A 22,549-nucleotide genomic window follows, 5' to 3' on the forward strand; every position below is an offset into this window, starting at 1 on the left:
AATTATCTAAACTAAAATCATTATCTTTTAATCAATCGCTTGACTATTCTTCCTTGAGTTGATTGAATATTTATCGTATACACTCCTGATGGTAAATCTTGAATATTCAACTTATCCGTTACCTTATTAATAGACTTTACTTTTACTCCTGTTATAGAGAAAACATCTAATTTTTCTATTTTAATATTATTTGAAACATCAATATTAATAATACCGTTCGTTGGGTTTGGATATAAAACAATAAAGTTCTTCAACGCTTCATTCTCTATACTTAAAGTAGTATCAAATGTAGCTGTAACTGTTCCTGTTCTTAAGGTTAATCCTGCAATAACAGTATTTGTAATTTGACAATAATAAGTTCCATCATCAGCAGAAGAAGGATTCAAAATATCGTAACTAGCTTCATTCGCCCCTGTGATTGGCGATCCATTTTTATACCATTGGTATACATTATTATTTCCGGATACTTGAGCTTCTAATCGATAATCTGCATCAGTCAACTCAACTGTTTCATCTTCACTAACATTGGCTTGTGTTTGGTATAAAAACTGAACAAATGTACTGTAGGTTGAAAACTCATCTTCAAAATCACCAAACTGGAAGTTATTATTATCAATATTAAAATTATTTAATGAACTGATATTGGTTAAGTCTGGAATAGTTCCCTTTAGATTATTTGAAGAAACTAAAAGAGTTTCTAATTTAGTTAGTTGATTTAAACTTGATGGTAAACTATTTTCTAAATTATTTACATTTAAATCTAAATACTTTAACTCCGATAAACCACCTAAACTTTCCGGTAAAGTTCCTGTAAGATTATTACTACTTAAACTAATTCTAGTAATATGTTTACCTCCATTTACAATTTCTGTAGTTATTCCATGCCATTTAGTTGTATTAAAAGGCGAATTCATAATCGCTCTATTCAAAACTCCAGTCCAATTTTCATTATTTGTCCAATTAACTCCGTCTAAAGCATTATACATATCAACTAAAGCATTTATCTCTTCATTAGGAACATTATTGTAAGCAGTACAATCTTGTCCCCAAACAATATTTGGATTTCTTTGAGCAAATGGTGAATTTTCCCAATCTGAAATTGTTGTTTGCGGAACGGCTATACAATTTAAATATGCATTAGAAAAACTAAACGATCTTGAAAAGCCACCATCAAAATCAAACTGATTATCGAAAACCTGTGGAGAAACACCAATTTTAAGCCCTGTAATTTCATTTGAACTTACATGTAATGAGGTTAGATTTACTAGGTTAGAAAAATCTAAACTTCCTTCAATTGCATTTCCTTGAATATCTAAATGTTTTAATAAGCTTAAATTATTTACTTCTACAGGAAGCGTACTTAATATTTTCTGACTTGTAATTGCATCAAACTGACTACTTAAAGTTAACTGTTCTAGATTTATTAACTCTCCTATTTCAGCTGGAATTAATGAAACTGCATTATTTGATATTTTAAATATTTTTAATTGACTTAAATTTCTAATTTCAGTTGGCAATTCTCCCTTAAGTAAATTAGAGTTTAGCTCTAATTTAGTTACATGCTTTTGTCCGTTTATCATAGCTGTAGTAACACCAAACCACGCACCAACATTTACTTTTTGAGTTATATCTGAATTCCAAAGTACTCCATTATATGAACTTGTTAAATCGTTTCTCCAATTATTTCCATCTGTTGCATTAAATAATGCAATTAAAGCTTCTCTTTCTATATCTGTAATACTATTATTGGTGACACCACTACAATTATCTGAATATACAACACCATTATCTAGAACGCTGTTTTGTTCATTAAAACCAGATAATTGCCAAGACACTAATTCGTCACTTGGTACTTCCACACAACCACAAGCATTTCTCAATAAAGAAAATCTACCGAAATTAGAAGTTCCAAAAGAAGTTGGAGAAACATTTAATTTTAGATTACTAACATTATTGTATTCTAATTTTAATCTATTTAAAACCGTTAAGTTATTTAAGTTAATATCTCCAGAAATTCGATTCATACCCGCTATTAACTCTTTTAAATTTGCCAAGCTATTAATTGTAGTTGGTAATTCTGTTAATAGGTTATCTTCTAAAATTAGGAACTCTAAATTTGAAAGATTCCCTATAGATGTTGGTATACTAGTTAGTTTATTAGTTCTTAATTCTAATCTTTTTAAGGTAGAAATATTACCTAAATCATTGGGTAATGAAGTAAAAGAACGTTCATTAGAACTCGCCTCTATTTGATTATTAACATACAATTCTTCTAAACTTACTAAGTTCCCTATACCTGATGGTAAAGTGATTAAAGAATTTGAATTTAAATTTAAACGCAACAAACTCGATAAACCTCCTATTTCATCTGGTAAACTTGTTAAACCTTGAGCTGATAAATCTAATCGTTCTAATTTTTTAAGCTCTCCTATTTCAGGTTTAATCTCAATTAAATTAGACCTTCCTACAGCTGTACTTGATAAATTGATTTCTTGTAATTCAGTTAAGTTTTTAATTTCAGAAGGAATAAATCCATTTAAATTTCTATTTAAAATCTCGAGTTTTACAACATGTTTCTGTCCATTAATAATATCGGTAGTTACACCACTCCAAGCACCTACATTGCTTAAGCTAGTTGGGTCTGTATTCCAAAACTGAGCTGTCCAATCTATTCCTCCACCTGTAGCATTATAAAAAGCAATTAAAGCTTCACGTTCTAATTGCGGCACTCTAAATCCTGTACAATTATCACTAAAAGCAACACCATTATCTATACTTGCAGTGCTCCCTGGAGAATTCTCCCAATTACTAACTTCTGAAGTAGGAACTTCGATACAACTTAAATTCGGATTGCTAGTTAAACGAACTGAAAAAGGCCCGATACCTAATTTTAATCCACTTATACGGTTATCTGTAAACTGAAGAAAACTCAATGTAGAAATATTACTTAAATCGATGTCACCCTCTAGTCTATTTCCAGTAGCATCAAAATTGACTAAACTTGTTAAATTATTTATAGTTAATGGTAAACTATTTAGATAATAAGTATTAGTAGTATCAAAAGTAATTTGATATGCTATATTTAAATTTTCTAGATTCGTTAAATTTCCTATTTCATCTGGTAGGCTTGATAATCTATTATAGGGAACATTTAAAGTTTTTAAACTTGATAAGGCTCCTATTGTAGACGGCAAACTTGTCAGTTCATTTCCATTTCCAGCATTATCACCTAAATTTAATTCTTCTAAAGCTATTAAACCATTTATCGTATTTGGAATAGAAGATAATTTATTTCCTTGAAGTGATAATTTCTTTAAACTTACAATCGCTCCTATTTCATCTGGTAGTACTTCAAGTGTTTTTTCTCTTGTTGTTACATTATTTTGATGTGTTACAAATAGCTCTTGTAAAACCGTAAAATTTCCTATCCCACTAGGTAAACTAGTCAATGAATTGTTTGATAGATTTAAATATGTTAAACCTGATAAATTACCTATTTCATTAGGTAAACTTAAAAGTGTATGCCCTGATAAATCTAATCGTTCTAGTTTTGTTAACTCTCCAATTTCTGGTTTTATTTCTATTAAATTACCTCTTCCGTTAAATACTCCTAGGTTTAATTCAAGTAATTCTACTAAATTCTTTATTTCCGAAGGAATGAAACCATTTAATCTTCTATTAGAAAGATCTATTTTTACAATATGTTTTTGTCCATTAACAATAGCTGTAGTTACTCCTTCCCAAGCACCAACATTACTTAAACTATTTGGATCTGTATCCCAAAACTGTCCTGTCCAACTTGTTCCTCCTTCAGTAGCGTTGTAAAAAGCAATTAAAGCCTCTCGTTCTAATTGTGGCACTCTAAAACCTGTGCAGTTATCACTAAAAGCAACTCCATTATCTGTAGTTACTGTACTTGTTGTTGAAGCAGAAGTTTCCCAATTACTAACCTGGTTAACTGGAACTTCTACACAAGTTAAATTAGGATTACTACTAAGCTGAGTTGAAAATGGAGCTATTCCTAATTTTAAACCACTGATACGATTATCTGTAAGCTGTAAACTATTTAATGTTGAGATGTTACTTAAATCAATATTTCCTTCAATACGATTGGTTACTGCATTAAAAGTTTTTAAACTACTTAAATTATTAAGAGTATTAGGTAAGTCTGTTAAATGGTATGTAGTATTTCCATCAAAAGTAACTTGATTTGATATATTTAAGTTTTCTAAATTAGACAGATCACCTATTTCATCAGGTAAATTTGACAATCTGTTATATGCTAGATTTAAAGTTTTTAAACTTATTAATCCTCCTATTGTAGAAGGCAAACTTGATAATTCATTTCCATTTCCAGCATTATCACCTAAATTTAATTCTTCTAAAGCTATTAAACCATTTATCGTATTTGGAATAGAAGATAATTTATTTCCTTGAAGTGATAATTTCTTTAAACTTACAATCGCTCCTATTTCATCTGGTAGTACTTCAAGTGTTTTTTCTCTTGTTGTTACATTATTTTGATGTGTTACAAATAGCTCTTGTAAAACCGTAAAATTTCCTATCCCACTAGGTAAACTAGTCAATGAATTGTTTGATAGATTTAAATATGTTAAACCTGATAAATTACCTATTTCATTAGGCAAACTTAAAAGTGTATGCCCTGATAAATCTAATCGTTCTAATTTTGTTAATTCTCCTATTTCTGGTTTTACTTCAGTTAATTGTCCTCTTCCACTAAAAACATTAAGGTTTAATTCTTTTAATTCAGTTAAGTTTTTAATCTCTGAAGGGATAAAACCATTCAAATTTCTATTTACTAAATCTAGTTTAACAACATGTTTTTGTCCGTTAACAATTTCTGTTGTTACTCCTTCCCATGCTCCAACGTTACTTAGACTGTTTGGATCAGTATTCCAAAATTGGCCTGTCCAATCGGTTCCTCCACCTGTTGAATTATAAAAAGCAATTAATGCCTCTCTCTCCAATTGTGGAATTCTAAAACCTGTACAATTATCACTAAATGCTACTCCATTATCTCTATTAACTGTACTTGTACTTGCAGATTCCCAACTAGATACAAATGCAGTTGGAACCTCTATGCAACTTAAGTTTGGATTACTTAATACTATAGTAAAAAATGGAGCTTTCCCTAATTTTAATCCGCTTATACGATTATCAGAAAGTTGTAAATTAGTTAACCCTAAACTATTACTTAAATCTACTTCGCCTTCAATACGATTTGAATTAGCTTCAAACCTTTTTAAATTCGTTAAATTCTTTATCGTACTTGGTAAACTTGTAAGATGATAAATAGTTTCAGTTTCAAAACTTATTTGACTTGTAATATTTAATTCTTCCAAAGAAGATAAATTACCTATTTCATCAGGTAATACAGATAGTTTATTATTTTGCAATTGTAATATTTTCAAACCATTTAAGCCTCCTAATCCAGGTGGTAAACTTTCTAATCTGTTATTTTGAAGTGGTAACTCAGTTAACAAAGTTAATCCGCCTATTGTATTTGGTAATTCTTTAAGTTTGTTATTGTTTAGTGTTAATTCTTGTAATAAAGTTAAATTCCCAATATTAGCTGGTAAATTGGTATTAAACATAGAATTATCTTCTCCTAACCTATTTTGATGCAGTCTTAAAAACTTTAATTTTATAAAACCACCTAAACCAGATATTACTTGTAACTCATTATTATTAAGGTATAAGGTTTCTAATTCTGTTAAGTTCGCAAACTCTGGAGGTGTATTTGAAATACTATTAGAAGATAAATCTAAAAATTGTAAAAGTGTTAATTGACCAAATTCTGATGGAATACTTGCTATTTGATTATTATAACCTTGAACATTTGTTAATGCAGTCATATGACCAAATTCTGGAGGAATTAAAGTAATTCTATTATTTTCGAATTGAACTGTGGTTAACTTTGTTAAACTTCCAATAGTACTAGGAATTTCATCTATTCGATTATTTGCAAAATTAAAAGTTAATAACTCCGTAAAATTCCCAACATTATTATCTAAAGTTAGTATTTGATTGTTATTTAAAAACAAACTTTTTAAAGTGGAAATATTATAAAACTCTAGAGGTAAAGAGTTTATTAAATTAGATGATAAATTAAGTATCTCTAACTTAGGTAAATTCCCTATTTCTAAAGGAAGTGTAGTTAACGAATTTGATGATAAGTTTAATGATAATAATTCTGGCAAACTTCCTATTCCTGCTGGTAACGTTTCTATCTGATCTCCTCTTAAATTAAGAGTTTTTAGTTCCGAAAATACATTAATACTAGAAGGTACTTCTTTGTTAAATAATTGAGTCTCTAATATAAAAATACCTGTTATTCTTAATTCTCCATTTATATCATCTGTAATAATCCATTCTTTATCTCCTGTTCCGTTAGCAATAGTATTATTATAAGTTACAGTTCTACCTCTAAAAAAATCTTTTATTGCTTCTTTTTCCGTTATGTTTGAAGTAACAGTTCTATCAACATTTGTTGTACTACTAACAATTCTAACTCCAATATCAAAAAAACCTGAATTTAAATTGTAAAAATTAGCTGGATTAGAATCTACTTCTACATAGGCTAATTTCGGAGTATCTTTAATTCTAAAACTTCCTGAATTATTTCCGTTTACTGAAGCTGGAATTCTTAGATAATTTATATTAGTATTACTTATATTAACAATTGTTAAACTAACAAAGCTTTCTAAATCTAACTGGCCAGAAAAGTTATTGCCATTTATCCAAAAAGTTTCAAGTGTATTTGGAAAAAAACTTTCTGAAATTACGCCATCTAAATTACAATTTTCTAAAAACAGGCCTTTTAAATTTGGAGGTAACAAACCTTCATTAAAAGTATTTCCAGAATAATCTACATCCCTTATATCCAAACCCGTAAGTCTATTTAAACTAGAGAAATTTGGAAATGCCCCAGTAAATTGATTTCCTCCAATTCTTAAAGTTCCAAAAATATTGCTGAAAAAATTCACATTTGGAAAACTACCGCTATAATTATTGTAACTTAAATCTAAAGTTCTAATATTAAATCCCGATAAATCTGGTATGCTTCCTCCTAACTCATTTTTTGTTAAATAAAGATCTAATATTGGAGCATTAGGTAAATTGGCATTATTAAGTACTCCAGAAATACCATTATTTTCCAATGAAATAAGCTGTAATTTAACTAAAGAGCTTAAATCAGGCAGGCTTCCTATTATATTATTATTATTAAAGTTTATTGATCTAAGTTCTGTTAATGCACTTAAATCTATAAGTTCACCTGACAAATTATTATCAGGTAAAGAAATACTTACAACCCTACTACTGCCATTGATAAATTCTGTTGTAACACCAAATCTATTTAAAGAGTTTATATTATCCCAACCTGAATTATTTGTCCAATTTGGTCCATCTAAAGCATTGTAAAGATCTGTTAAAACCTGTCGTTCAACTGTTATCTGTGCACTTATCTTAATGAAAAACGACAGAAAGATTAATAAAAGTAATTTTGCCCTCATACATATATTTTTATATGATTTAAAATTACATTCACAAGTTTCGAAAGTAAATACCTATAAGTAGGTGTTTTAAAAAACAAAAGGTTCTCGATAACAGAGAACCCTTGTTTTAAATTGATTACAGATAAACAAATAAAGTTTACCTCTATACATTATATGCCCCAATATTATGAAATAATTATTAATAAATCATAATATATTTTTGATTTCAACGATTATTCATAAATAAAAAAGATTTCTTAATAAAAAACTCCTAAATATCTACTTTATATTTATATAATTATTGAAGTAGTTAGTAAACATCATTGTAATTTCTTCTTAATAAATTATATTTGTCGCTTAAATTTGTTAACCTATTTATAATGACAACAAGTAGTGTAAAAGAGCTTTTAAACTCAGATCAGTTTTTACAAGAAGTATGTGTGAAAGGTTGGGTAAGAACCTTCAGAAGTAATCGTTTTATTGCATTAAACGATGGTTCTACTATTAATAATATTCAATGTGTTGTTGATTTTGAAAATACTGATGAAGCTTTATTAAAAAGAATTACTACTGGTGCTGCTGTTGCAATAAAAGGAACTTTAGTAGAAAGCCAGGGTAAAGGTCAATCCGTTGAAGTTCAAGTAAACAATTTAGAAGTATTAGGAGATTCTAATCCAGAAGAATATCCAATTCAACCTAAAAAACATAGTTTAGAGTTTTTACGTGAAAATGCTCACTTAAGAGTTCGCACCAATACATTTAGTGCTGTAATGCGTGTTCGTTCTGCACTTTCTTTTGCTGTACATCAATATTTTCAACAAAATGGATTTTATTATGTAAATACACCTATTATTACAGGCTCAGATGCTGAAGGAGCTGGTGAAATGTTTAAAGTAACCAACTTTGAAGCAAACAAAGCGCCATTAAACGAAGAAGGTGAAATTGATTATAGCCAAGATTTCTTTGGTAAACAAACAAACTTAACCGTATCTGGACAGTTAGAAGCTGAAACCTATGCAATGGGGTTAGGTAAAGTATATACATTCGGACCAACATTTAGAGCTGAAAATTCTAACACAACAAGACACTTAGCAGAATTCTGGATGATAGAACCTGAAGTAGCATTTAACGACTTAGATGCAAATATGGATTTATCTGAGGATTTTATTAAAAATGTTTTGCAGTATGTTTTAGATAACTGTAAAGATGATTTAGAGTTCTTAGAAAACAGACTTTTACAAGAAGAAAAGACAAAACCACAAGCCGAAAGAAGTGAAATGTCTTTAATTGAGAAATTAAAGTTTGTTGTAGATAATAACTTTAAACGTGTTTCTTATACTGAAGCTATTGATATTTTGCGTAATTCTAAACCTAACAAAAAGAAAAAATTTCAATTTCTTATCAATGAATGGGGCGCAGATTTACAATCAGAACATGAGCGTTATTTAGTTGAAAAACACTTTAAATGTCCTGTAATTTTATTTGATTATCCAGCTAAAATCAAGGCATTTTATATGCGTTTAAATGAAGACGAAAAAACAGTAAGAGCTATGGATGTTTTATTTCCTGGAATTGGAGAAATGGTTGGTGGATCACAAAGAGAAGAACGCTTAGATGTGTTGAAAGAAAAAATGGCTGCTTTAGATATTCCTGAAGAAGAATTATGGTGGTACTTAGATACTAGAAAATTTGGTACAGCAGTACACTCTGGTTTTGGTTTAGGTTTTGAACGTTTAGTTTTATTCACAACAGGTATGAGTAACATTAGAGACGTTATTCCTTTTCCAAGAACACCTCAAAATGCAGAATTTTAATTCTACACTAATATATAAATAAGATCATCGTCATTCTTCACTAAGAATGGCGATTTTCTTTTTCTTTGAATTCATATATTTGTAATTATGTTAAAGCAAAGTTTACATCAAAAATTACTTCAAAAATTATCTCCACAACAAATACAGTTGATGAAGTTAATTCAATTACCTACACAAGCTTTTGAAGAGCGTTTGAAACAAGAAATAGAAGAAAATCCTGCTTTAGATACAGGAAAAGAAGACACAGATAGTTTTGAAGATAGTTTGAATAATGAAGCTGAATATGACGATACGGGTAATGAAAAGATAGATGCTGACGATATAAATATTGATGAATATTTAAGTGATGATGAGTATCCTAGTTATAAAACACAAAGCAACAATTATTCATCTGACGATGAAGAAAAACAAGTTCCTTATGCAGCTGGAACAACATTTCATCAATCATTAAAAAATCAATTAAATACATTTCGTATAAATGACGAAGAAAGGGCTATCGCAGAATTCTTAGTAGGAAGTATTGATGATAGTGGATACATAAGAAGAGAAATAATAGATTTAGTAGATGATTTAGCTTTTACTCAAAACGTATTTACTTCAGAAGAATTAGTTGAAAAAATACTTACCGATGTTGTTCAAAGGTTAGATCCAATTGGTGTTGGAGCAAGAGATTTAAAAGAATGTTTAATCATTCAGTTAAAATCTAAAACTGAAACTAAAAGTAGAGCTTTAGCTATAAATGTTTTGGAAAGTGCTTTTGATCATTTTGTAAAAAAACATTATAAGAAACTTTTAGATAAGTTTAATATCTCAGAAGAAGAGTTAAAAGAAGTTATTGGTGAAATTTCTAAATTAAATCCAAAACCTGGTAGTTCTTATGCTGGAAACAATAAAATAGCTGAACAAATTGTTCCTGATTTTACTATTAGAATTTTAGATGGACAATTAGAACTTACTTTAAATTCAAGAAATGCTCCAGAACTTCATGTTTCAAGAGAATATAATGAAATGCTGAAAGGATATCAGAATTCAAAAGATAAAAGTAAATCTCAAAAAGATGCAGTTTTGTTTATTAAACAAAAGCTAGATGCTGCAAAATGGTTTATTGATGCAATTAAACAACGTCAGCAAACATTATTGGTTACCATGAACTCTATTATGCATTATCAATATGATTATTTTCTGACAGGAGATGAACGTAAGTTAAAACCTATGATTCTTAAAGACATAGCGGATCAAATTAATATGGATGTTTCTACAGTATCTAGGGTTGCAAATAGCAAATATGTATCAACACCTTATGGAACAAAACTAATTAAAGACTTTTTCTCTGAATCAATGAAAAACGATCAAGGTGAAGATGTTTCAACCAGAGAAATAAAAAAGATTTTAGAAAATGTTATTGCTGAAGAAGATAAACGTAAACCTTTAACAGACGAAAAACTTTCTAAAATACTTAAAGAAAAAGGATATCCTATTGCTCGTAGAACTGTGGCAAAATATAGAGAACAACTTGATATTCCTGTAGCACGTTTAAGAAAAGAGATTTAATGAGTTGGCAAAAAGTTTTATCTACAATCTTGCATCCTGTAGTTATGCCAACTATTGGCATACTTACTTATTTTATTATAACGCCTAATCATATTTCGATTACTAAGCAATTACATCTTTTTTTAACTGTTTTTGTAACCACTTATTTATTTCCTATGTTATTATTAATTTTTTTAAAAATAACGGGGAAAATAAAATCTTTTGAAGTTCTAACAATTAAAGAACGTAAAATACCATTACTTTTAATGACTTGTGTTTTTTTATTTTTAGGTAAATTCTTTCATCAACATACCGTTATTAATGATCTTTCTTATCTTTTTTATGGTACTCTATTAGGTTTAATAAGTGTATATTTTATATTCTTTTTTAAAATTAAAACAAGCTTACATTTATTATCAATAGGTAGTGCTTTAGGCTTTTTTGTTATTTTACAATTAATATATAATATTTCTTTACTGCCTTTAATTATCATTTTCATGCTTTTAGCTGGTTTTTTAGCTGCAGCAAGATTAGATCTTAAGGCTCACACTCCAAAAGAAGTCTATTTAGGCTTTTTAATAGGATTTTCTTGCCAATTAATTACTTATTATACGTTGTAGTTACAAAAGATAAAAAATAAGGCCAAATTTTATAATATTTGATTTTACTTCCTTATTATTAATCGTCGTATTACTATATATTGGGGTTAAACCATAATACAGGTAAAAATTAAAAGTTCCATAACCTGCAGATAATTCTAAACCTGTTTGAAAATTATTATAAATGGGTATATTTTTAAACTCAACAAGATTAGCTCCTTCAAAATAATTAAAACGATTACTCAGATTATAAGTCATTTTCACACCTGAATATACCCTCCAAAATGAGTAAGTAACTGCATCAGAATTTCTCCATCTAAATTGAACAGGGAATTCCAAATTATGTAAAATCAATTTATTCGAAGAAACATCACCTCCTAATTGAATTGTATTTTCATTAACAACTTGTAGACCATGGTTAAATGAGTTAAAACTATAACCAGCACCAATACCAACAGCTAAATCACCTTTTCTATTTAAGGGTATGTCTCTAATATAGCCTAATGACAAACTATAAGAAAACCCTGTACTTGTAGTTCCCTTTGGCTGATTTAACATAATATCATAACTTACACCTAAGTATAATTGATCTTCTAAATATTTATCTCCAAGCTTTAAAGAATCAGCCTGACTAATTAGTATTTGAAAACTATTAAAAAACAAAATAGTTAAATAAAAATGTTTAAACATATATTCACTTTAGTCTTTAAAAATAAAAAAGAGCAATATAACTATTGCTCTTTTTTAACTATTTAGAAATAATATTTCTTATTTTTTAATGCTATTACCTTTTTGAGTTGATAAACTCAATTTAAGAGCATTTACCTCTCTTAGTTGTAAACGAATATCTGTAAGAGTTCCTACATTTGATTCTTTATCTGCTTTAATTGAAGTTGTCATAAAAGGTATCTCTTTTTCAGACACCTGTTGACGTTCATTTAAAATAAAAGCAGGGATATCATCTGGTGTAGCTATTTTATCATTCAATTGAATTCTATTAAATTTAGAACCCCATTTGTCTGTATCTTTAGCTCTACCAACATAAATAGTACTTACTAAACTTTTATGTTCTAACTTCTTAATCTCAGTAGCACTAGGTAAACGTGGACTATCTACTTTTAGATCAGTTTCACGCATTACTGTAGTTACCATGAAAAAGAATAATAACATAAAAACGATATCTGGTAAAGAGGCAGTTGATATGGCTTGTTGACCTGATTTTTTCTTTTTAAATTTAGACATAATTCAATGTTTTATAATTTAATTACTTATCATCAGAATCTAAGTCAGTAATAATTTGAGGGTAACTATTTTTGATATTTTCTACCTTCTTTTTTAACTCCTCATCTTTACGACCCGTTTTCTTATATGCTTCTTCTAATTCTGTGAAAGACATACCATACCTTTTTTGGCATAATTTGTTTCTAAGCTCAGAATAAGCACTTAACAATTCATTTTGAATAGTAACATAAGTACCATACTCGGCCGCTCTATCACTTTCAATAGATATAATTGCTTTGTTTGGGTGATCTGACGAATCTGGATTTCTTTCACCTTCACAATAATCACATTCAGCACCTTTATCTTCACCTGGTAAAGGATTTCCTAATCCTCCTCCGTTATCGATAAACTTAAGTGCAGCGCTCTTCAAATCTTTTAACTCTAATACATCTCCGTCAACAAATAAATCATTATTCTTATTGATACTTATTTGAAAGATATTTTTTTCTTTAATTTTTGGCGGATCGTAATCTTTTGGAGGTTTTTCAGCTAATTTCTTCGAAATACCTGAATCAACATCCATAGTTGTTGTTACAAGGAAAAAGATAAGTAGCAAGAAGGCTATATCTGCCATCGAACCTGCATTAATTTCTGGGTTTTCTCTTCTTGCCATGTCTTATTATTTAATTAATCCTTTAAATAAATCGAAAACAAAGAATGCTCCTCCAACTACTAAAAGAATAAGACTTGACCAAATTCCTGTACTTGTTAACTTAGAAACAGAACTTCCTTCTGCTGCAATTACTTCCTTGTTTGCATCTAAAACTTGACTAGAATCAGACACTAACGAAGAAATTAATAATATAACCCCAAGAACAGCTAAACCTAACAAGGCTTTTTTAAGTGCTTTTGGGTTTTTAGTTACGCCTAATATTGAAGCTAATACTGCAATCGCTGCTGTAGCGACAAGTATTACTATACCAAATGTAACTATAGGGCTAGATGCATCAGACATAGCTATTTTGTCTTCTGAATCTGTCATCATTACGTTGATAAAAAGACCAAAGCCTACAACGGAAATGATAGCTACTAATAGTGTTAATATTTTATTATTCATTTGCTAACTTTATTATTTTTTATACTTAGCTAACAAATCAATTAAAGAAATTGATGCGTCTTCCATGTTGTTAACTATACTATCTACTTTAGATACGATATAGTTATAGAAAATTTGTAAGATAATTGCTACTACTAATCCAAATACTGTAGTTAAAAGTGCAATTTTAATACCACCTGCTACTACCGCTGGAGAAATATCGTTTGCAACTGCAATTTTATCAAAGGCATCGATCATACCAATAACCGTTCCCATGAACCCAAGCATCGGAGCTAATGCAATAAATAAAGATAACCAAGAAATATTTTTCTCTAATAATCCCATTTGCACACCACCGTAACCTACTACAGCTTTTTCAGCAGCATCTAATCCTTCGTCTGCTCTTTCTAAACCTTGATAAAAGATAGAAGCAACAGGTCCTTTTGTGTTTCTACACACTTCTTTAGCAGCTTCTACACCACCTGAACTTAAAGCATCATCAACCTTAGCTACTAATTTCTTAGTATTTGTAGTTGCCATGTTTAAATAGATAATTCTTTCTATTGCTATAGCTAAACCTAATATTAAAGTAACTAAAACAATCCCCATGAATTTAGGATCTCCTTCAATAAAACGTTGTTTTAATTCTTGGTGGAAAGTTTTTTCAACTTCCTGAGCAAAAGTTGATTGAATAGCCCCAAAGAACATAATTCCTGTAAGTGTTAGGACATTTACTGCTTTTTTCATTTTGTTATAATTAATTTAAATAGTTAACGTGATAAAAATACAAATTTTTAAATTGTTTAAACTCGAGTACAATTTACATTTATTCATTATTTATAGTAAAAAAAAAGTACCCCCTAGTTTTCAGACTGCCAATTAACAAAAAAATGTTGATTCAGTAAAGAAAATTAACGGTTATTGTTAAAATACTTTAAGTTTTTAATGCAATCAAGATTTCAATTAAGATAAATTTATGAAATCTCACCTCTTAATGGAGTTTCAAAATAATACTTAAACTGCTCTTCTGATAAATCTTCACCTAATAAATACATCATTTTGGCTATAGCTGTTTCCGTTGTTATATCTTTTCCATTTATAATACCCATATTTTTTAAATCTGTACTTGTTTCATATAAACCTAAAATCACACTACCTCCAGAACATTGAGTAACATTAACAACACGAATACCTTTCTTGATAGTTTCTTGGATTAAATCTATAAACCATTGTTGTGTAGGTGCATTACCTGAGCCATAGGTTTCCAAAACTATTCCTTTTAAACCTGGAACATTTACTATAGCATCAATAACTTTAGGTTTAATACCAGGAAAAAGCTTTATAATAACGATATCTTCGATTAAGTTTTTTCTAAAAATTAACTTTGAGTTTTTGGACTCATTTCGAAGCAATAAATGTTTATTAAAAGATAAATGAACACCACTTTCTGCTAAAGGTGGATAGTTCATAGATGCAAAGGCTTCAAACTGTTCTGCATTAATTTTTGTAGTTCTATTTGCTCTATAAAGTTTATATTCAAAATACAAACCTACTTCTTGAATTATTGGCTCTCCTTTTTCTGAAGCACAAGCAATTTCAATAGAGGTAATTAAGTTCTCTTTTGCATCTGTTCTTAAATCACCTATGGGTAACTGTGAACCTGTAAAAATTACAGGTTTTTGCAAATTCTCGAACATAAAACTTACCGCTGATGAGATGTACGACATGGTATCTGATCCTGTTAACACTACAAAACCATCATATTTATTATAGTTTTTTTCAATTATTTCAGCAATTGTAATATAATAGCCTGTATTCATATTTGATGAATCTATAGGTTCTTCAAAAGAAATAGTATCTATTTCACAATTCAACTGTTTTAACTCTGGAATTTTTTCTAAAATCTGACTAAAATCAAAAGCTTTTAGTGCATTTGATTTATAATCTTTTACCATACCAATGGTACCTCCTGTATAAACTAATAATATATTCGGACTATTTGTCATTTTGTCAACTTTTTAACCCCTTTTTAATTATGGAATAATTTATGTTGTAAATTTATCAAACTAAGAAAGAATACAAATATTAAAAGATAAAAAAGTACAACTATGGTAATGGGTTTCGGATATTACATTTTAATGGGAGGTATCGCTTTATTGAGTGGAATAGTTAGCAATACTCTTAAGAGAAAATTCAAGAAATACTCTAACATTCGTTTGCGAAATGGAATGAGCGGTGCAGAAATAGCTGAGAAAATGCTAGCTGATCATGGTATTTATGATGTGAGAGTTATTTCAACACCAGGACAATTAACAGATCATTATAATCCTCAAAACAAAACTGTAAATTTAAGTGATGTCGTATATCATGAAAGGAATTCCGCAGCCGCGGCTGTTGCTGCTCATGAAGTTGGGCATGCAGTACAACATGCTCGAGCTTATAAATGGTTAACCATGCGTTCTAATTTAGTTCCTCTAGTTGGTTTTTCTTCAAAATTTTCTAACATTTTAATTATGGCTGGGTTGGTTTTAGGTTTAACATCTAACCTAGGATACTGGGCACTTTCTGCTGGTGTTGGATTATTTGGTATAGCTACGTTATTTAGTTTTGTAACTTTACCTGTAGAATATGACGCAAGCAACAGAGCTTTAGCTTGGTTAAAAAATAAAAACATGGTAACTCGTGAGGAATTAGCTGGATCACAAGATGCTCTTAAATGGGCTGCAAGAACATATTTAGTTTCTGCTTTAGGTTCTTTGGCTATGTTGTTATATTGGGTAATGAAATTAATGGCTGCAAACAGAAACGATTAACCTCTATAAATTGTAAGGTTTAATAAATTACATCGTCGAAGCAATAAATTTTATTTATGAAAAAATTTATTGCTTCTTTTGTTTTAGTAATACTTCTTAGTTGTCCCTCTCATAGTCAAGAAATGACTCTTACAAAACTTGGAAAAATATTCGAACATGCTAGCGATAGTATTAGTAGTAAAAAGACTCAATGGAGATTCCTAATTAAAAACATTCCTTTCATAGCAATTGCAGATTCAGTTCACAATAGAATGAGAATTATATCACCTATTGGAGAAAGTGACAAACTTAACGAGAAATTAAAAACAGCAGCTTTAATGGCTAATTTTCATACTGCTTTAGATGTTAAGTATGCAATTTCCGATAATATTCTATGGTCTGTTTTCATTCACCCTTTAAAAGAATTAACTGAAGCACAAGTATATGATGCCTTAAGTCAAGTATTTTATGCTCACATAAACTTTGGATCTACATTTTCAAGTACTTCTTTAATTTTCCCTGGCAATAAAAAATCAGCAAAAAAAAATCCTAAAGAAAATAACCAAAAATTTATCAAAAAAATATAATCAAGTTGTTTATTTCATCTACATTTTTTAAGTAATTAGCCTTAACACATTCTTCCCTAAAAAAAAGAATAGACTAAAATTTACGGATAACAAGCAGACTTTTTATAAGTCTAATTCAACCTGTTTTTATCCCAATTCAACAGTTTTACATTTCACACACTATGTAACAATTATAATTTTGGATTGTCTTTAAAAAATAAAAATTCAATTATGAAATTATTTAAACAACTACTATTCTTCTTTCTTATTAGTGTTTATAACCTATCAGCTCAGTTTTCTATCAATGGAAAAATAACAGATAAACAAAACCAACCTTTACCATTTGCTAATGTGATTCTTTTAAGCAACGAAAAGGAAGCTCTACCAAAAGGTATGGTTTCAGATGATAATGGAAATTACATTTTTGAAAAAGTAAAAAAGGGAACATACACTATTGAAATATCAATGCTAGGTTTTAAAACTAAAAATCTTAAAGCTTTTGAATTAAACAGTAATAGAACTTTCAATTTTACTTTAGAAGAAGAAAATGAGTCTCTTGATGAAGTTGTTATAAAAAGTAAAAGACCAGTAATTAGGCAAACAGCTGAAAAACTAGTTTTAGATTTAGAAAAATCTGAAATGCTAAATAGTAACTTACAAGATGTAGTGAAAAGAGTTCCTGGAGTTATTGTAACCAATAATGGGATCAATTTTGCTGGGCGATCGGACATTCGAATTTTGATTAATGGAAAAACTACTGACTATATGGATGTAGAAACTCTTTTACAAAACTTACCTGCCGATAATATCGCTAAAGTAGAATTAATAGAACAGCCTGGTGCTGAATTTGATGCAGAAGGTTCTGGACCAATTATAAATATCATCTTAAAAAAGAATGTTCGTTTAGGAACTCATGGATCTGTTGGAGTTTGGGTTGGTGAAGATGAAGGCATTGAATATGGTGCTAATGCTTCTATTGCTAGTTATAAAAACAAATTAAATTGGCAATTAAGTACAGGATATTCTGCACCTACATGGAGAAATGATCTTTTTATCAACCGTAGAGTTGTAGATCCAGGAACAAATGAAACAGTTACTTATGACCAAGCAACTATAGAACCTTTTGATCCAAAAAACACTTGGCTATCTGGTAGTATTGATTATTACATTAATGATAAAAACACCATTGGTTTTAGTACTCGATATAACAACACAATGTCTGACAGAGTAGGTAGCAGTAATACTGAAGTTCGTTCTACAACTAACATTGAACGTTTTGTAACTGAAAACTCTTTTGATAGAGAACGAAATACATTCAGTATTAATCCGTATTATGAGTTTAAATCAGATAACGATAAATTCATTTTAGATTTTAATTATGTAAATTTTGTAAATGAAAACACAAATACAATCGATGCTGTTAACGGTAATACTGTTCCTTTTGTAAACCAAAGATATTTGCAGGATGGTAAATATACTATTAGAACAATAAAAGCAGATTATAACAAAAATATTACAGATGATTTTAAAGTTAGTTTTGGTTCTAAATTTTCTGATGTAGATACAGATAGCGACCTAAAATTATTTACTCAAAATACTAATGGTAATTTCGATTTTCAGGCTGATGATAGTAATCGTTTTATTATCGATGAAAGAATTTTTGCACTATACACAAAAGTAAATTATAAATGGAGTGATTGGTCTTTATCTGCAGGTGTTCGATACGAAAACAGTGATACCAGAGGAACATCTACATCTACAGACGAAACTAGAACTCGAATTATTTCTCAACTTTTCCCAAGTGCTTCTTTAAGCAAAAAACTTACCGAAAAGTTAGGAGCAAATGTTGCATATAGTTATAGAATTAGAAGACCGAATTATAATAGTTTAAATTCTTTTGTTACTCTTTACGATCCTTTAACTTCTGAAGTTGGTAACCCAGCTTTAAAACCAGCTTTTACAAACAATTTGCAATTTAATTTAACTTTTGATAATCAACCTTTTTTTACCGTGAGTTATAGTGAAACAAGTGACGATTTATTCTTGTTTATCTCACAAGACGATGCAACAGCCCAAATTTCTAGAACAACCATTAACCTTCAAGATAGACAAAACTGGAACTTCAGATTATTCGGACCTTTAAGTTTTATTGAAAATCTTGATGGATTTACAGGTTTCATTGTAGATTACAATAAATTCGAATCAAATGAATTAAGTCCGAACTTATTTTTATCAAAATGGAATTTAGGTTGGTACACACAAGCTAGTTATAAATTACCTTGGGATATTAATGCGGAAATGTCTAGTTACTTTGGTACTGGAGCTTTAGAAGGACAAATTGATGCTGGTTGGATTGGGGATTTAAGCTTCTCTTTTGGTAAAAAGTTCTTAGATGACAAGTTAAAAGTTAACTTAGGAATTAACAAAGTATTGAACAGAGGTTTTGTTGGTACTGTGAATTACGATAACATTGATGCTAATATTGAAAGTAACGGATCTCGTCAAAATGTTCAACTACGACTAACATATAGTTTCGGATCTAGATTCGGAAAGAAAAAAGCAAAAAGAAATGCATCTGAAGAAGAACAAAATAGAATAGATAACAACAACTAATTACTATGAAAAAGACATTACAACAAATTATAACCTTTGTCAGTTTTATTTTAATATTACTGATACTTAACAACAGTGTTAAAAGCTATTTAGTAGCACAAGAAATAGAAAATTACAATACAATTTTATTAGTAAGAACTGCTAGTAATATCATTCTGAGTTTAGTTTCTTTATTTGTAATAAAAAAACTCAATTTATTTGAACTAGGTGGTTTAAAAGCTATAAAAACTGAGAAAAAAGGGCTTTTAATTTTTCCTTTAATCTATTTAGTCGCTTTAAATTTATTATTCGCAGATGATATTCCAAATTTCACGAACACTAATTTAATTATCTTATTAATTTACTGTTTAAGTATTGGTGTTTCTGAAGAATTAAGCTTAAGAAGTGTATTACTGCCGCTTTTCATAAAACATTTTGGAAACTCAAAAAAATCAGTTATAAAATCAATCTTTGCGGCAGCTGCTATTTTTGGATTATTACATCTTATAAAATTCGATAAAGGAATTTATGGTGAAATTTCACAATTTTTCTTTGCAACTTTTATTGGAATTATGTTTGGAGCTTTACTAATAGTAACCAAAAGAATTTATCCGTTAATCATAATTCATATGCTTATAGATCTTGCAGCGAAACTTGATGATATTGGTGTGAATTTTAAAGCAGAAGATATTAATGAAACAGATTTAACTGGAGCTATTTTTACAGTTATTATTACATTACCTTGTTTATTTTATGGTATGTATATTATGAAAAAACACATTCCGAATGATCTTTCTATAACAAAATAATCCAAGAGAAACTATATTTATTAGGGCTTTTACTTACAAGTTCTAGCCCTAATTTACTTTTAACAAAAAATACTCAATTTAACAGCTTACCTTTAATTAACACTATTAATTTAGCTCTCTATTTTTGACTTACTTGAAGCCAATTAATCTGTGTATATTTAGTTTTTTTATCGAATAATATTTGATTTTATATCAAAAAATAAAAAATGAACACCAAATTAAATAAATCTGACTGGGTTTTAATTGCATTGCTATATGGAGCAACATTAATATTAAACGCAATAGATTACTACAGAAGTAATAACAAACTGATAGAGTATGTAGTTGATTTACCCACCTCATCTTTATTGTCTATAGTTTTAATCTTAATATTTCTATATTTTTTAATTCCGAAGTATTTAATAAACAGAAGAAAATATGCTTCATTTTTCTTTTTAAGTTTACTGATTTTAACTTTTATAGGTTGTTTAGATAAAATTTCAGGAATTTTAACATCTGGAAAAAGCATCTATAACATCCCAAATATTTTTCTTTTTTTACAAAGTGGTTTATATAATGCTACAGATATGATCGGTTTTCCTTTAGGTGTTTTATTAATTAAAAAATTTTACGAAGGACAAACACAATTTTTAAAAATTGAAAAACAACAAAAAGAAAATGAATTAAAATTATTACGCTCTCAAATAGACCCGCACTTTTTATTTAATAATCTGAACACTTTAGATAGTTTAATTGATACAGATTCTGAAAAAGCAAAAGAATACATCAATCGATTATCATTAATATATCGTTACCTCATTCAAACTAAAGATTCTGAGGTTATGGAGCTTTCTAAAGAAATACAATTTGCCGAAAATTATATCTTCTTAATAAAAACAAGATTCGAGTATGATTATGATTTTGAAGTCATTAAAAATGTAAGCCTTAAAGATTCATTTATTCCAACAGGTGCTATTCAAACATTATTAGAAAATGTAGTAAAACATAATAAACCCGACGGACAACAACCTATTCGAGCATCGATAACTATTGATGAAAATCGTTTAACTGTTGTGAATACAAAATCGAATTTTAAGGTTAAAAACGATTCACTAGGAACTGGATTAGATAATTTAAAAACCAGATATCAATTATTATCCGATCAAGAAATTAGTATTATAAACACAGCTCATAACTTTAAAGTTTCAATTCCTATCATTAAACTATCTGAATAAAATACCGCTTATGAAAATTTTAATTTTAGAAGACGAAGTTCCTGCGTATAAAAAGCTTTTAAATTATTTAAATGACTTTTTTGAAATCGAAGTACAACACGATTGGGCTAGATCTATAAAAGACGGAAGAACAATGTTACTGCAAAATTCTTATGATTTTATTTTATCGGATATTCAATTATTGGATGGAATTTCTTTCGATTTATTTGATGAAATTAATTTAGAAGCTCCAATTATATTTTGTTCTGCTCATGATGAATATTTATTTAAAGCTTTCAACACAAACGGAATTGCTTATATTTTAAAACCATACACAAAACTTGACTTCAATAAAGCTATTGAAAAATATAAAGCACTATTTCAAAAGGGAGATTATAATAATTTAGACACCAAAATTATTACAGAACTAAAATCGGCTTTAAAGGAAGAAGAAACCAATTATAAAAAGCGATTTGTTATTAAGAAAAGTACAGGAATTCAGCTTTTAAATGTTAATGAAATTACATTAATAGAAGCTTCGGGTGATTTTTGTATTGCTACAGATGCTAACGGTAAACGTCATACGATTTCTCAGAACTTAAGCTCTATTTTTAAACAACTAAACCCTAATAAGTTCTTTAAGATTAATAGGAGTGAAATTATAAGTATCGATTACATTGAAAATATTGAAAATCACTTTAAAAATAGATTATTACTTACGGTTACTGGTTGCAAAGAAAAACCTATGACAAGCACAGCTACTACATCTGAATTTAGGAAATGGTTAGAAAGTTAAAATAACTAGTATGTAGATCTCTTT

General features: G+C 28.9%; 16 protein-coding genes. 9 read left to right on the forward strand and 7 right to left on the reverse strand.

Features of this window, described 5'->3' with window-relative positions:
- Positions 1–20: 20 nt before the first annotated feature.
- A complete protein-coding gene (locus AC2TEO_RS08535; protein ID WP_442267697.1) occupies positions 21–7,535 on the reverse strand; it encodes a leucine-rich repeat domain-containing protein in 7,515 nt (2,504 codons plus the stop codon).
- A 362-nt stretch (positions 7,536–7,897) separates the two neighbouring features.
- On the opposite strand from AC2TEO_RS08535, the gene asnS reads away from it, so the two are divergent.
- From asnS to AC2TEO_RS08550, 3 genes are all read left to right on the forward strand, one after another.
- Entirely contained in the window at positions 7,898–9,331 is a 1,434-nt protein-coding gene (gene asnS / locus AC2TEO_RS08540) for an asparagine--tRNA ligase (RefSeq protein WP_442267698.1), read from the forward strand.
- Positions 9,332–9,418: 87 nt separating this feature from the next.
- A complete protein-coding gene (rpoN, locus tag AC2TEO_RS08545; RefSeq protein ID WP_442267699.1) occupies positions 9,419–10,882 on the forward strand; it encodes an RNA polymerase factor sigma-54 in 1,464 nt (487 codons plus the stop codon).
- Entirely contained in the window at positions 10,882–11,481 is a 600-nt protein-coding gene (locus AC2TEO_RS08550; RefSeq protein WP_442267700.1) for a hypothetical protein, read from the forward strand. Before rpoN ends, AC2TEO_RS08550 begins: the two co-directional genes overlap by 1 nt.
- On the opposite strand, the gene AC2TEO_RS08555 is transcribed toward AC2TEO_RS08550, so the two are convergent.
- The 6 genes from AC2TEO_RS08555 to AC2TEO_RS08580 all read right to left on the reverse strand — a co-directional run bounded on the left by AC2TEO_RS08555 (position 11,482) and on the right by AC2TEO_RS08580 (position 15,783).
- The gene (locus tag AC2TEO_RS08555; protein ID WP_442267701.1) at positions 11,482–12,150 is read right to left on the reverse strand and encodes a porin family protein; all 669 of its coding nucleotides are present in this window, start codon (positions 12,148–12,150) and stop codon (positions 11,482–11,484) included.
- 78 nt (positions 12,151–12,228) lie between these two features.
- A complete protein-coding gene (locus tag AC2TEO_RS08560; protein WP_442267702.1) occupies positions 12,229–12,702 on the reverse strand; it encodes an ExbD/TolR family protein in 474 nt (157 codons plus the stop codon).
- A gap of 22 nt (positions 12,703–12,724) precedes the next feature.
- On the reverse strand, positions 12,725–13,354 hold the full coding sequence (locus AC2TEO_RS08565) for an ExbD/TolR family protein (protein WP_442267703.1): 630 nt from the start codon (positions 13,352–13,354) through the stop codon (positions 12,725–12,727).
- A 6-nt stretch (positions 13,355–13,360) separates the two neighbouring features.
- The gene (locus AC2TEO_RS08570) at positions 13,361–13,798 is read right to left on the reverse strand and encodes a hypothetical protein (protein WP_442267704.1); all 438 of its coding nucleotides are present in this window, start codon (positions 13,796–13,798) and stop codon (positions 13,361–13,363) included.
- Between the two features lie 12 nt (positions 13,799–13,810).
- Positions 13,811–14,524 (reverse strand): MotA/TolQ/ExbB proton channel family protein, encoded by a 714-nt coding sequence (locus AC2TEO_RS08575; RefSeq protein ID WP_095069227.1) that lies wholly within the window; start codon positions 14,522–14,524, stop codon positions 13,811–13,813.
- Between the two features lie 227 nt (positions 14,525–14,751).
- Entirely contained in the window at positions 14,752–15,783 is a 1,032-nt protein-coding gene (locus tag AC2TEO_RS08580; RefSeq protein WP_442267705.1) for an asparaginase, read from the reverse strand.
- A gap of 102 nt (positions 15,784–15,885) precedes the next feature.
- Between AC2TEO_RS08580 and AC2TEO_RS08585 the strand changes: the two genes are divergently transcribed.
- The 6 genes from AC2TEO_RS08585 to AC2TEO_RS08610 all read left to right on the forward strand — a co-directional run bounded on the left by AC2TEO_RS08585 (position 15,886) and on the right by AC2TEO_RS08610 (position 22,525).
- Positions 15,886–16,590: a zinc metallopeptidase gene (locus AC2TEO_RS08585; RefSeq protein WP_442267706.1), complete on the forward strand. Its 705-nt coding sequence runs from the start codon at positions 15,886–15,888 to the stop codon at positions 16,588–16,590.
- 56 nt (positions 16,591–16,646) lie between these two features.
- Positions 16,647–17,156 (forward strand): hypothetical protein, encoded by a 510-nt coding sequence (locus tag AC2TEO_RS08590; RefSeq protein WP_442267707.1) that lies wholly within the window; start codon positions 16,647–16,649, stop codon positions 17,154–17,156.
- Between the two features lie 210 nt (positions 17,157–17,366).
- The gene (locus AC2TEO_RS08595) at positions 17,367–19,748 is read left to right on the forward strand and encodes a TonB-dependent receptor (protein WP_442267708.1); all 2,382 of its coding nucleotides are present in this window, start codon (positions 17,367–17,369) and stop codon (positions 19,746–19,748) included.
- 5 nt (positions 19,749–19,753) lie between these two features.
- The gene (locus AC2TEO_RS08600; protein WP_442267709.1) at positions 19,754–20,536 is read left to right on the forward strand and encodes a CPBP family intramembrane glutamic endopeptidase; all 783 of its coding nucleotides are present in this window, start codon (positions 19,754–19,756) and stop codon (positions 20,534–20,536) included.
- 206 nt (positions 20,537–20,742) lie between these two features.
- Positions 20,743–21,750, forward strand: coding sequence for a sensor histidine kinase (locus AC2TEO_RS08605; RefSeq protein ID WP_442267710.1), 1,008 nt, complete (start codon positions 20,743–20,745; stop codon positions 21,748–21,750).
- A 10-nt stretch (positions 21,751–21,760) separates the two neighbouring features.
- Positions 21,761–22,525 (forward strand): LytR/AlgR family response regulator transcription factor, encoded by a 765-nt coding sequence (locus AC2TEO_RS08610; protein ID WP_442267711.1) that lies wholly within the window; start codon positions 21,761–21,763, stop codon positions 22,523–22,525.
- Positions 22,526–22,549 lie beyond the last annotated feature (24 nt).

The sequence above is a fragment of the Tenacibaculum aquaeponti genome (assembly GCF_057221555.1).